This is a genomic window from Agrococcus sp. KRD186 (genome assembly GCF_017168255.1).
In the GTDB taxonomy this organism is placed as follows: Bacteria; Actinomycetota; Actinomycetes; order Actinomycetales; family Microbacteriaceae; genus Agrococcus.
The window spans coordinates 836404-848295 of sequence record NZ_JABFAP010000001.1 but is presented as its reverse complement, the minus strand read 5'-3'; the positions used below and the strand labels follow the sequence as shown (position 1 = coordinate 848295).

General features: G+C 66.5%; 17 protein-coding genes. 12 read left to right on the top strand and 5 right to left on the bottom strand.

The window, feature by feature from the left end; all coding sequences use genetic code 11:
- The first annotated feature begins 3 nt into the window (after positions 1-3).
- From J1M46_RS04060 to J1M46_RS04030, 7 genes are all read left to right on the top strand, one after another.
- On the top strand, positions 4-183 hold the full coding sequence (locus tag J1M46_RS04060) for a hypothetical protein (protein WP_206446653.1): 180 nt from the start codon (positions 4-6) through the stop codon (positions 181-183).
- On the top strand, positions 180-710 hold the full coding sequence (locus J1M46_RS04055) for a GNAT family N-acetyltransferase (protein WP_342384264.1): 531 nt from the start codon (positions 180-182) through the stop codon (positions 708-710). Before J1M46_RS04060 ends, J1M46_RS04055 begins: the two co-directional genes overlap by 4 nt.
- 110 nt (positions 711-820) lie before the next feature.
- Positions 821-1081 (top strand): AbrB/MazE/SpoVT family DNA-binding domain-containing protein, encoded by a 261-nt coding sequence (locus J1M46_RS04050; RefSeq protein WP_206446652.1) that lies wholly within the window; start codon positions 821-823, stop codon positions 1079-1081.
- Entirely contained in the window at positions 1078-1476 is a 399-nt protein-coding gene (locus J1M46_RS04045) for a PIN domain-containing protein (protein WP_206446651.1), read from the top strand. The genes J1M46_RS04050 and J1M46_RS04045 overlap by 4 nt, the downstream gene beginning before the upstream one ends.
- Before the next feature lie 290 nt (positions 1477-1766).
- Entirely contained in the window at positions 1767-2873 is a 1107-nt protein-coding gene (locus tag J1M46_RS04040; protein WP_206446650.1) for a tyrosine-type recombinase/integrase, read from the top strand.
- A 2-nt stretch (positions 2874-2875) separates the two neighbouring features.
- A complete protein-coding gene (locus tag J1M46_RS04035; RefSeq protein WP_206446649.1) occupies positions 2876-3214 on the top strand; it encodes a helix-turn-helix domain-containing protein in 339 nt (112 codons plus the stop codon).
- 292 nt (positions 3215-3506) lie between these two features.
- Positions 3507-4709: a site-specific recombinase gene (locus J1M46_RS04030; RefSeq protein WP_206446648.1), complete on the top strand. Its 1203-nt coding sequence runs from the start codon at positions 3507-3509 to the stop codon at positions 4707-4709.
- On the opposite strand, the gene J1M46_RS04025 is transcribed toward J1M46_RS04030, so the two are convergent.
- The 3 genes from J1M46_RS04025 to J1M46_RS04015 all read right to left on the bottom strand — a co-directional run bounded on the left by J1M46_RS04025 (position 4699) and on the right by J1M46_RS04015 (position 6970).
- Entirely contained in the window at positions 4699-5430 is a 732-nt protein-coding gene (locus J1M46_RS04025; protein WP_206446647.1) for a hypothetical protein, read from the bottom strand. The genes J1M46_RS04030 and J1M46_RS04025 overlap by 11 nt on opposite strands.
- A gap of 1 nt (position 5431) precedes the next feature.
- Positions 5432-6016: a recombinase family protein gene (locus J1M46_RS04020; protein WP_206446646.1), complete on the bottom strand. Its 585-nt coding sequence runs from the start codon at positions 6014-6016 to the stop codon at positions 5432-5434.
- A gap of 474 nt (positions 6017-6490) precedes the next feature.
- The gene (locus J1M46_RS04015; protein ID WP_206446645.1) at positions 6491-6970 is read right to left on the bottom strand and encodes a hypothetical protein; all 480 of its coding nucleotides are present in this window, start codon (positions 6968-6970) and stop codon (positions 6491-6493) included.
- A gap of 706 nt (positions 6971-7676) precedes the next feature.
- Here J1M46_RS04015 and J1M46_RS04010 point away from each other — a divergent pair.
- The 4 genes from J1M46_RS04010 (at position 7677) to J1M46_RS03995 (ending at position 10270) form a co-directional block, all read left to right on the top strand.
- Positions 7677-8387 (top strand): hypothetical protein, encoded by a 711-nt coding sequence (locus J1M46_RS04010; protein WP_206446644.1) that lies wholly within the window; start codon positions 7677-7679, stop codon positions 8385-8387.
- A 350-nt stretch (positions 8388-8737) separates the two neighbouring features.
- Positions 8738-8875, top strand: a complete 138-nt coding sequence (locus tag J1M46_RS04005; RefSeq protein ID WP_206446643.1) for a hypothetical protein — start codon at positions 8738-8740, stop codon at positions 8873-8875.
- Positions 8876-8928: 53 nt separating this feature from the next.
- Positions 8929-9378 carry a hypothetical protein gene (locus tag J1M46_RS04000; protein ID WP_206446642.1) on the top strand — a complete coding sequence of 150 codons (450 nt, stop codon included), beginning with the start codon at positions 8929-8931 and terminating at the stop codon, positions 9376-9378.
- Between the two features lie 415 nt (positions 9379-9793).
- Complete coding sequence (locus tag J1M46_RS03995) at positions 9794-10270, top strand: hypothetical protein (protein WP_206446641.1); 477 nt, start codon at positions 9794-9796, stop codon at positions 10268-10270.
- A gap of 25 nt (positions 10271-10295) precedes the next feature.
- Here the strand turns inward: J1M46_RS03995 and J1M46_RS03990 are convergent, their stop codons facing one another.
- On the bottom strand, positions 10296-10826 hold the full coding sequence (locus J1M46_RS03990; protein WP_206446640.1) for a hypothetical protein: 531 nt from the start codon (positions 10824-10826) through the stop codon (positions 10296-10298).
- A gap of 66 nt (positions 10827-10892) precedes the next feature.
- Between J1M46_RS03990 and J1M46_RS03985 the strand changes: the two genes are divergently transcribed.
- Positions 10893-11084 carry a hypothetical protein gene (locus tag J1M46_RS03985; RefSeq protein ID WP_206446639.1) on the top strand — a complete coding sequence of 64 codons (192 nt, stop codon included), beginning with the start codon at positions 10893-10895 and terminating at the stop codon, positions 11082-11084.
- Between the two features lie 84 nt (positions 11085-11168).
- On the opposite strand, the gene J1M46_RS03980 is transcribed toward J1M46_RS03985, so the two are convergent.
- Complete coding sequence (locus J1M46_RS03980) at positions 11169-11714, bottom strand: GNAT family N-acetyltransferase (protein WP_206446638.1); 546 nt, start codon at positions 11712-11714, stop codon at positions 11169-11171.
- Positions 11715-11892: the final 178 nt, after the last annotated feature.

Below are 11892 nucleotides of genomic sequence, written 5' to 3'. Positions count from 1 at the left end.
AGCATGAGTCGCAACCTGTGGGCGGTCGTCTGCGCGATCCTCGCCGTCATCATCGCGTGGATCGTCGTCGACCTCGTCTTCAGCCTGCTGTGGTTCATCGGCAAGCTCGTCATCGTGCTCGTCGTCGCCGTCGTGGTGTTCTTCCTGCTGCGCTCGCTCATCGGCCGGAGGTCCGACCGGTGACCTCTCGAGACCTCGGCGATGGTGCGCTGCTGCGTACCGCCCGGCCTGGTGACGAGCCGGGCATCCTTGCGATGATCCAGGCGCTCGCGCGCTACGAGCGCGAGCCAGACGCAGTCGAGAACACCGAGTCGCTGCTGACGGCCACACTGTTCTGCGACGAGCCGCGCGTGTTCACCCACGTCATCGAGCTCGACCGCGCGATCGTGGGCATCGCGATGTGGTTCGTCACCTACTCGACCTGGACGGGCACGCACGGCATCTGGCTGGAGGATCTGTACGTCGACGAGCGGATGCGCGGGCGCGGCTACGGGCGCGCCCTCATGTCCGCTCTGGCCGCCGTGTGCGTGGAGCGCGGCTACCGCCGCTTCGAGTGGACAGTGCTCGACTGGAACGAGCCGTCGATCGGCTTCTACCGCTCGATCGGCGCCGAGCCGATGGAGGAGTGGACGACGCAGCGCCTCACAGGTACGCGGCTTGCGGAGCTCGCGAGTTCCGCAGTTCGAACTGCTGCCGCTGAAGAGCTCTGAGGCGCATGATCCGGCGCGGAAGCGCATCCCGTGGAGCTCGAACTGCTCTGCCCGAGGAGTCGTCTTGACAGCCTGAGGGAGTCTCCTTACCCTTAAGTAAGGAGGGATTGATGTCGACAGGGACGATGACGAGCAAGGGACAGATCACCGTGCCCAAGGAGGTTCGGGAAGCATTGGGGCTCACACCCGGCACGAAGGTCGACTTCCGCTTCGCGGATGGCCAGTGGGTGATCTCGACGGAACCAGTCCGAGCCGTTGATCTCGTGGGGATCCTGTCGCAGCACGCTCGCAGCAGGCCAGTCACCGTCGAAGAGATGAACGAGGCGATCGCCGAAGCAGCAGCAGAATCGGGCATGCGAGGACTGCGGTGATCGGCCTCGACACCAACGTGATCGTCCGAGTCCTGATCGGCGACGATCCCGCGCAGACCGATGCGGCAGTCGAGCTTCTGGGATCACTCTCTGCGGCCGAGCCCGGCTGGATCAGTCACGTCGTTCTCGCGGAAACGTTCTGGGTGCTGCGCCGCAGCTTCCGAGTGCCGACCGATGAGATCGTCACGGCGCTGTCGCGTCTGGTGAGCGCGAACAACGTCGTCAGCGAGCAGTCAGACGTCGTCAGTTCCGCGCTGCGCGCTGCCGCGGCTGGCGCGGACTTCGCCGACGCGCTGATCGTGCACGGTGCCCGGAAGGCGGGCGCGCGCACGACGATGACGTTCGACGTGGCTGCGGCGAGCGCGCTCGACGGAATGGAGCTGCTGCGGGCCTGACAGCTCCATCTTGGCTCCGCGGGCGCGCGCCGATAATACACATTATGTCGGGTTAAGGTGGGTAGTACCCCCACTCGCACGGTTGGTCTCACTCCCCGCCCGTGATGCTCACTCCCCGAGAATCGGGGTTTGACCGGTAGTTTCTCCCGCGCGGCGCGGCCCGGGCCATGACGAACGGCTCGCGACGTGTTGCATCAGGTGCATCAATCGGAATGGGCGCTGACCGGTGATTTCGTCCCGAGTGTTGCATCTGATGCATCAATGGTGCAGATTGTGACACGGAGGTTGCGATGGAGTCGACCGGTCGGATTCGCCTGTTTCGCTCCTCCAGTGCGGCCGTCGACGCGGAGTCGCTGAGCGCCGCGATGCTCGACGGTTGGGCGCATGCACAACTCGCGCAAGGGTTCCAGCAGCGCACAGCGAGTCGTCGCGAGCGGACGGTCAAACGATTCATCGACTGGTCGGGAAAGTACCCGAGGCAGTGGTCGCAACTCGAAGCAGACGACTTCTCCGCCGAGCTGCGCGGCATCCACCACCTGGCACCGTCGACGGTTCGCGCGATCCAGAACGATCTCGCGCTCTTCCTCGTCTATATCGCGGACCCGCTCTATCCCTGGGCTCAACACTGCTCGGAGCTGCTCGGCGAACCGTTCGTGCCGATCTCGCCGCGCCGGATGGCGCACCGCCAGGAAGGTCCAGAAAGCCCTGACAAGCGCCCCTTCACCACCGCGGAGCTGCAGACGTTCTTCGACTTCGCGGACGATGAGGTGGAGCGCATCCTGCGCTCCGGCCTGCGGGGCGGACTCGCCGCCTACCGCGACGCGGTCGCCTTCAAGACGATGTACGCGTGGGGTCTGCGGCGACGGGAGCTGTGCCACCTGAAGGTCGTCGGCTTCTCGAGGAACATCCGCGCCCCTCGCTTCGGCGCCTGGGGCGTGCTCCGTGTCCGCTACGGCAAAGCCATGCGCGGCTCCCCCTCGAAGCAGCGCACCGTGCTTACGGTGTTCGACTGGTCCTCCAGCGTCGTCGCCGACTGGGTCGTCCGCGGACTCCCCCGGTTCCGGGCCACCGATGGATGGCTCTTTCCCACCGAACGAGGTGCAGTACTGGACGGCAGGTCACTGCTTCGCAGGATGCAGCAGTACGTCACCGCGCTCGAACTCCCCAGCGGCCTCGACCTTCACTCGTTCCGACGTTCGTACGCCACGCACCTGCAGCTCGAGTGGGGCTTCGACACCTCGTTCGCGAAGGAGCAGCTCGGCCACGAGCACGCATCCACGACCGCGATCTACACAATCGCCACCCCCGACTACCGCGCACGCGAACTCGACCGCGTGCTCGGCGCAACGCTCGAACGAGCAGCAGCACTCCCCCGCCGAAACCGAGGAGATGGATAGCCATGAAGATCGACATCACCTACCGCTGGGAACTGCCCGTGGTCATGGCCCGAGCCGGCTACCGCACCAGCACCGACCTGATCGAGCCGCTGGCCGACCGCGGCATCATGCTCTCGCGCAGCCAGGTCTACCGCCTCACCCGAGATCCGGAACGGATCTCTCTGCAGCTGCTCGCCGCCCTGTGCGACATCTTCGACATTGGCATGAACGAGCTCATCGCCGTCGAATCCGAGCGGATCCGCGCGACGAAGAAGCGCATCGTCAACGACGAGGCACCTCCCCTGCTCGAGTCATACCGACCGATCCGCGCCCGCATCGTCCGCGATCCCGATGACGAATAGGCGCATCGGTCGACCCCGCGTCGGAGGCGACTTCCAATGTCTTCGCTGCGGGCAGACCGCGAAGCGTCACCGCGTGACCTGGCCCGAAGGTCGCATCTGCACGCCTTGCTACGTTCGCGCCGTCGAGAGGTTCGGCATCTGCGCACAGTGCGAAGACGACCGCATGCTGCCCGGCCGCGACGAGCACGACCGTCCGATCTGCCGAGTCTGCGCCCGCATCACGACCGATCTCGACTGTCACCGATGCGGCAACGAAGGCGAGCTCATCCGCAACAAGCGCTGCACACGCTGCGTGCTCCGCGAAGACCTCGAAGCACTCCTCTCCCCCAACGACCCTCCCGATCTGCGCATCAAGCGTCTGGTCAACGTCCTGTGCGGCGTCGACCGACCAGCGAGCATCCGCACCTGGATGCGCGGCGGGGCAGCCAACGCCCTCCTCACCAGGCTCGGCAGGCGCGAGCTCGACCTCGACCACGCAGCGTTCGATGCCCTGCCGCGTTCCACGGCCATCGAGCATCTCCGCAGCCTGCTCGTCGCACACGGCATGCTCCCCGACCGCGGCAACGTCGACCTCGCCCGCTTCGACCTCTGGCTCGATCAACGACTCCGCGACCTCACGGCACGTCCTCGAATCGTCGCCGCGCTCGAACCCTTCGCGCGCTGGCATCACGCACGCCGGCTCCACGACGACGCATCCCGCATCCGTAACCTCAACTACGCCACTCGCGCGGCCAAGCAGGAGATCACCGAAGCCGGACGACTGCTCGCCTGGCTCGACGTGACCCACGACGTCGCGCTCGCCGACGCCGAGGAACGCCACATCGACGAATACCTCTCCGCAGGCCCATCGACCAGGAAGAGCGCCCGAAACTTCATCAACTGGAACCGCACGATCGGCGCCACGAAGCTCCGCTCCGGTCGACGCCGAGACGCGATCTCCACCCCGCTCGCCACCGACACCGAACGCGTCCAAAACCTCTCACATCTTCTCGGCGAAACTGACGCTCCCCTTATCCCTCGCGTCGTCGGGCTGCTAATGCTGCTTTACGGCACCCCGATCGGTCGACTCGTGCAACTCCGCCGCGACGCGGTCACCGAGGTCCCCGACGGCATGCGCATCGACCTCGGGGGCACGCAGCCGGCACTTGTGCCCGGCCCCATCTCCGCGGTGGTCTTCGAGATGATCACGACCGTCGCCGCCACCCGCACCGCCGCCGTCGATGCAGGCTGGCTGTTCCCAGGTCGTCGAGTCGGCCGCCACATCCACCCGGACAGCGTCCGCAACCAACTCCGAAGCCTCGGCGTCTCCGTGCTCGCCGGCCGCAACGCCACCCTCGCCGACCTCACCCACCAGCTGCACCCTGCCGTCCTCGCCGACATCCTCGGCTATACGAACCAGACCCTCACGAAGCACGCGCTCCGGGGCGGGCTCGCCTTCGCGAGCTACACCGCGCGGCCGCGGGAGCCGCGCGGCAGCAGCGGTCTCAGGCCCTGATCTGCCGCCCCACGAGATCGCGATCGATGTCGACGCCCCATCCGCGCCCGCGTGCACCGAGCATCCCTTGCACGCCGGCCATGGCGATTAGGTCCCACAGGCGCTGCAGCGAATCAGCGGTGCTCGCCTCCATCTGGTGAATCAGGGCTTCGTGTGCCTCGGCGTCGCGGCCCGTCACTGCAGACAGGCGCGTCCGCAGCTTCTCATCGTGCGCGAGCAAGATCTGTTCGACGCTCGACCACATCGCTTCCGGAGACGGACCTCGCTGGGGACTCTCGGCGAGGGTGTCCAGGTTGTAGAAGCGACCTTGCCGCCCGTACCTGCTCAGCGCGGCGACGAGCGGGACCAGCACAGGGTCGCGCTCGACGGCATCGAGCAGCGACTCTACGTACGGCCGGTGGTTCGCGCGATCGAGACCTGCTCGCAGGGTGTCGAGCGTCTCGCGCAGCATCGTGTCGAGGTCGTGTCGCCAGTGATCTCGAAAGATGGCCACCGGTGGCCACTCCCGATGCTCTGCAAGGTGTGCAAGCCCGAGTGCCATCTTCAGAAGCTTCTCCAACCCGATCGACAGCATGGTCATGATCGGGTCGCGGGTCGTCTCGAGGAACGCAGCAGTTCGCAGAGCCCGCAGCCCGTAGGCGAGCAGGTTCCGTGTGCTCGTCTGCTCGGCGAGCAATGCCCACGCTTGCGCGTCGCTCAGGCCATCGTCGAGCCTCGCCACGTCACGCCGTCCCGGCGCTCTTTGCCGCCGCCCGTTCAAGCGCGCGGTACACCGTCGAGCGAGCGACGCCGAAGAGCTCGGCGAGTTCACTCGAGGTATGCGACCCCTGACGGTGGAGACTGACCAGGTGCGCCTCTTGCGTTGGCGAGAGCTTTGGCTTCTTGCCGCGGAGCCGGCCCTTCGCGCGAGCGACGGCCATGCCCTCGCGGGTACGGGCGCGGATGAGATCGGCCTCAAACTCGGCCACCATCCCGAGCACGTTGAAGAGCAGCCGGCCAACCGGGTCGTTCGGGTCGTAGTGACTGCCACCAAGGCTGAGACTGACCTCCTTCGATGCGAGCTCGTCCGCGATGTCTCGCGCGTCAGGCAGTGACCGCGCGAGCCGGTCGAGCTTTGACACGACCAGCGTGTCCCCGTCGCGGCAAGCGGCGAGCGCTTCGCGCAGGCCGGGCCGGGCACGGTTCGTGCCGGTGAGTCCGTGGTCGACGTAGATGTTCCGCGACTCGACGCCGAGCGCTGCAAGCGCGTCGCGTTGCGCCGTGACGTCCTGCGCGTTGGTCGAGACGCGTGCGTACCCGATGAGCATGACGCGACTGTAGCGTTTGAGGCCCCTTCACCGGGCATTTTTCCGGGCGGGTCTTACGGGAATCCCCGCAATGATCGACCGCGCGGAAATCGCCGACCAGGTGCGGCGCTGTTCGGTGTCCCAGTGAGGGATCCCCAAACGGGGCGCGCCGGCATGGCTATAGGCCTGCGCCGCTCCAACGCTTCATCCGTGCGTGCCGACACCTTCGGGAACCCGATCGAGCGCAGCGAACTCATCGGCTATTGGGCGCGGGGCGTGATCAGCGGACCGGTACGGGATCCGTAGCAGGAGGTCGGTGGTGCCCGCTTTCACCAGCCAAGGGGTATTCGTTGCCCCGCGCCCGAGACTGGGTACCGCCCCGCCGGTCAACAAGCCCGCCAACCTGTCGGCCTCCTCAGCCTCAAGCTCAACCTTCCGTGCCTCACGCTAGATGTGCCCCCGCACGGAGGGGCGAGGGCATTGCAGTGGGCTCAGTTAGGCGGGTTCGTTGGGGACGAGCCAGAGGCGGTCGCCCGGCTGCAGCGTCAGCCCGTTGACGTCATCCGCGTCGTTGAGCCATGCGAGGTAGTCGGAGCTCGGTGCGCAGAGTCGGCGGGCAATGGGCACTGCCTGGTCCCCTTCGGCAACGACGTAGATGCGAGGGGACCCGTCCGAGAGGGTCTCGACCTCACCGCTGGCCGCTTCGCGCGGCCCAGAGTCGCGCAGGTCGGCGGGGGCATAGCCGTTCACCTGCGGATCTACGCTGGGGTCCACCTGCATGAGCGGTTCGACAGTTCCGCAGTGAGCGGTCATGCCCTCCCAAAGCCCTACCTCGGTGACCGTCGCCTCGGGGGTCGGCGTCAACTCGGATACCTCCGGCTGCGGGGACGGCTGCGGTGCGGGAGAGCAGGCCGTGAGCGCCGCGATCGCGGCGGCAGCGGCAGCGAGGGCTGCGGGGCGCTGGAGGCTGAGCATGGGCCCACGCTCGCGTGCTTGCGTCGCCGAAGCCAGCCCTGTTGCTGGACGGGTACCAATCCTCGTCGACGACGCCGATCGCGGGCCTCGGGCCGCGATCGCCGCGGGAGCGGTTGCAGCGGACGTGGGAGGGGGCAGTGTAGTCGATCTCCCAGGATCGAGTCGGCGCTCGTGACAGAACGTCAACTTACTCGCTAGATTGCCGCTATGGCACGACAAGGGCGGGCGGGCGGCCGCGACCGGAGCCGGACCGTGGCTGCGCTCACCGTTTCGGCGGGTGGTGCGATTGCGGTCGCCGCTGCCGCCGCGGTCTGGATACAGGGCGCTCCCGCGCCGAGCGGTGTTCGCGGAGGGGCGCTCGAGGGGCCTCCGCAAGGAACGTCGGCTCCGTGGCAGGCGCCGGGCGACGCGTGCGCCAACTCTGAGACCAGGTCGGCGGCGGAGCAGGCTCTTCAGAGCGACATCGAAGGACCGCACAACGCTCAGCTCGCGACCCCGGACGAAGTGCCGACCGAGAGCCGAGAGCGTCAGTCAGCGGCATGGCGCGGGCTCACCTCGGAGGACCTGTCGTTTCAGCTCTGTCTTCGGCAGTTGAGCGCTGACGCTCCGGTGCAGCCTTGACGTCGTCCAGCTGTGGGGCTGGGCGCGATGAAGTCTGCGGATGCATCGCAGTCGACGACCAACCCCCATTTGGAAGTTGAACGCCATGAGCGCCCACGAAGCGACGGCGAGCGGCTCTGTGCCGAACCGCAACGACGTGGACAGTGGTGCGGACAACAGCGGAGCCTTGGCCGAACCGCCGGATCCGCGTCGCTGGCCGCTCGCGTCGCGGATCATACGCGTCGTCGGCTTCGCGCTACTGCTCGTGCCCATCATGCTTGATCACGGATGGCCGGGCGATCTCCTCCGCAGAGAAGCCCTAGGATCCGTCACCATCGTCGTCGGTGACTGGGTGCCAAGCCTTCGAGGCCCGGCCGGCTGGTGCCTAGCGCTGGGCGTGCTTGCGATACTCGTCGCCCCTCTTCTTGGGCCGTGGGGTCAAGGCAGGCGAAGCGTCATCGCCATGCGCGTCGTCAGCCCGCTTGCACTTGGCGCAGTGGTACTTTCCGCCGTAGGGGCGTACTTCGGCGTGTGGGTAGCGCAGGAGAGTTTCCGCGTGCTGGATCAGATGAGCGCTGATGGCTGCCGGGTCGTTGTGGGTGCGCACGGCGCGGGCTTTCAGGGCCTCAATCGGTCCTATGGTCTGGTCCGCCCCGGCTCGGACCGTGTCGAGTGGGTCATCCGGGAGAGCTACTCCGACCAGGGAGCCCATGAGATCGAAGTGACGTGGGATGGCGAGGTCGGGCGGCTTCGCAGCGATACCGAGGCCCAGATCACGCCCCAGCTCGCGCCCGTCCGCTTCGACTGCGGCGACTGACTTGATCCCATCGACCGTGTCGAAGGCCAGCACGGTCGGACGCTGGCACGATCGTCACCATGCGCTGCAAGCCCCTCCTCCCGAGGCGACCGCCGGCACCCAGGATCGCGCCGTGACGGGTACGTGGGCGGTGCACGACAGGAGCAGCCGGGAGTGGCCGTCGAGCCAATTAAGGAGTTCCACGTCCCGGCCGTTGGGCGCCCCGAGTGAGCGAAGTCGGACTGCCCGCTCGTGCTCCACCCCCGGTGAGCCATCGGCTTGCGGGCACCCGGCGGCTCGGCAATACGACAGATCACCCGCTCTTCAACTCCGAGCGAACCGCTATCTTGCAGGTTCTCGGAGACACACCGTTGACCCTGCTCGATGACTTCGAAGTGAGCGAGCTGCGCGCCCTTGCCAAGGCACTCGTCAACCACATCGCGTCGCTCTCGACGCACTACAGCCCGCTACCCTTGGCGCACCGCCTGTCTCGAAAGGAGCCCGGGTGATCACAGCGGCGAGGGGAAGCCGAAGATCCCGAGGGAGAGCCTGGCGATTGGCCGTGCTCGCGGTGTTGGTGCTCGCCGCCGTCGCCGCGATCCTCTACTTCGGCGGGCGGCAACTGCTGTTCCCAGGCGCAGAGCAGGGGCGGTGCCTGCTCGGCACCAACGCACCCTGCATCGAACTCTCCAGGGCCTACGTCGAGGAATCTGCCGAGCTCACCCTGCCCGAAGACACCAGAGTCGTGGACTCGGGCTGCAGCGTCGTCTCGCGATGCTGGGCTCGCCTCCAGGTCCCCAATCCGCACCTCGACGAGATCGCGCCACGCTACTCCAGCAGCAGCGGCCCATGCCCGGTAGGTGGGTTCCAATCCACGGTCGAACAAGGCGACTACGTGCTCGAGGACCAACGATTCGATTGCGGCTCCAACACGTGGCGGGGCATTGCGCTCGTCCACGATGTCGACGGCCATTCCTGGCTGCTCGTTCAGGTGGCCCACGACCTCATCTGAACGCACACGAAAATCACCGCCTCTCTATGTCCGTCATCGGCGGCGGGCTCATCACGTGACCAGACTCAACGGCGAATAAACCAGAAGGCGCGCGGATGGTTGGTAGCCGGGAGTGCGCTCGTCGCACTCGTTGGGGCGATCATGACCGTCATCTACTTCCTTCCAACCGTGGCGCAGTTGCGATTACGAGGACACCTCGGTGGGCTGCGCAACGCTCTCCGCCGACGCAACCATCATGATGGTGGCAATGTTCGTGACACTCGCGGTTGTCGTGTTCGTGTCTGCGCTCATCCTCGCTAGGAATCGCCCCGCCGCCCGGTAGCCGCCAACAAGACGCTCACCTGACGAGCTCTGCTAGCCCGATGCTGCTCAGCACCACTCGTCCCACTCCTTCACCGAACGGAACGCGGTGGCGGTGCTGGCGTTCGCCAAGGTGGGCGCCTCGGCTGATATGCCCCCTCGCGCCACTGCTCCTCGCCAAGGTCCGTATCATTCGGTCATGCCCGAATCGGTTGCACCAACGACGCCCGGCCGTCGGCGGATCATCGTCGTCGCAGCGTCGATCGTGCTCGCTCTCGCGCTGCTCTACCTCGTGCGACTGACGGCGCTGGAGATCGGCAAGACCGAGGGAGATCTGCCACCGGTCTCTGCATTGCAGCTCCCCATGGGAAGCGCCGTGCTCTCCGAGCAGCGGGCATGCGCTTCCGGAGGATGCTGGCTCGAGATTCGGGTGCGGCCGCCGGAGGGCATGACGCCGACTTCGCTCGCGGAAGCCATCGGGGCGACCCCCGGCGGCGGGCACCCGGGCACATGGTGGGATCCTCGATCGATCTCGTTCTATGGCGAGCCCGCCGATGACGCACTGGAGATACAGCTCGACTACTGGCGCTAACACGCTGCGCTCCGCGCGCGCCACCTCACAGCGCCGGCGATGCTGAGAACAGAGCGATCGCGAGCGCGATCATGCTGCCGAATGTCCACCCGACGCTGTATGCGCGCGGGAAGCGCGATCTCAACGCGAGAGTGGTCACCGCGTCGAGCACGAGCGCAGCTGCTGGCAACGACCAGAAGAGCGCGTACAGATAGGGCTGACTCCACGCTCCCCCGCAGTCGGGCGGCCCACCCAGCTCAATGCGGAGCTGGGCAAGCAACGCGTAATAGGCCCAAGCGAGCAAGGTGCATCCGATGCTTGCCACGAGCACTGCGATGAAGAGTCGACGCGCATGTCGTTCGCTCAGCAGCGTGACGGCGATCACCAGGAGCGACCCGATCACGAGTTGCACGGCAAGGCGCCTATACATCCCGGGGAGGTCTCCCAAGTGGCTCCCGCACCCGAACGGCGCGGGCGGAATCGGCATCTGCATTAGTGCCACGACCACGGCGGTCACAACGGTGAGCACAACCACGACCACGGCGAGGGCCGCTCCGGTCTGGCGCTGAACGCTCACGGTGTCAGCCTACGTGCAGGACGTCGCGCAGCCGCATCGACCGCCCACGACGGCACTGCTCCCCTAATGTTCGACTTCATGGCGGCAGACGACCACGCGGTCGAGCCGCTGAGCGTTAAGACATGGAACGCGTTTGCCGCGATGGTCGACCGGCACAATGGCATCTTCGGCCGCTGCTGGAGCACGTACTTCCACCCCGAGTGCGCCGACCGGCAGCCCGGCGCCGAGGCCGAACCGTCGCCCGCAGATGCGCAGTGAGGTGATGTGAGCCGCTTCACGACCTGCGTTGATATCCCCGATATCCAGTCAAGGTGGGCAGTACCCCCACTCGCACGGTTGGTCTCATGTTCTCGGCGTCAGTCCGTACATGAACATGTCGCGGCGCTCCTCGCCGACGCGTTCCCACGATTGGAGCAACCCTTCGCGCTTATACCCGACCCGCTCGGCTGCTCGCCATGAGCCGACGTTCCAAGGCTCTACGTAGAGCTGAAGACGGTCCACCCCAACCGTTTCGAAACCCCACTTCGTGACGACTGCCAGCGCGGCTGCTGCAAAGCCTCGACGACGACTTGCAGGCCGAATCCAGTAGCCGATGGTCGCGCGCCCTTGGTCGACGTCCCGAAGCCAGAGTCCAATCTGTCCGACACACATGGAATCGACTTCGACAGCAAATGAGTAGCCGGCTCCGGACACCGCACGCTCGTGCTGGCGAGCAACGAACGCCAGAGCCGACGCAACGTCAGCGCGCTCCGGCACCGAAGTGATCTTCGGGATGAACGGGTCGGAAGAAGCGTCGATCACAGCATCGACATCACTCTCGGCGAACGCTCGAAGAACGATCCGATCACTGCGAATGGTGGGCACGTTTAGCGGGACACTCTGATGCATTCGACCAGTCTGCTGGTTCCCCGGATACGTCCCGTGCAGACAGAGACCCCGTGTCCGGTCGAAGTATCACCTGGGGACGGTGACGCCTCGTGCTACGCCGGGCCACCTCTTCGATGTGCTGGTGGGTCGGCACAGGCTGAACCGGGCTTACGCCCTACGTTGATATCCGGTCAAGTCC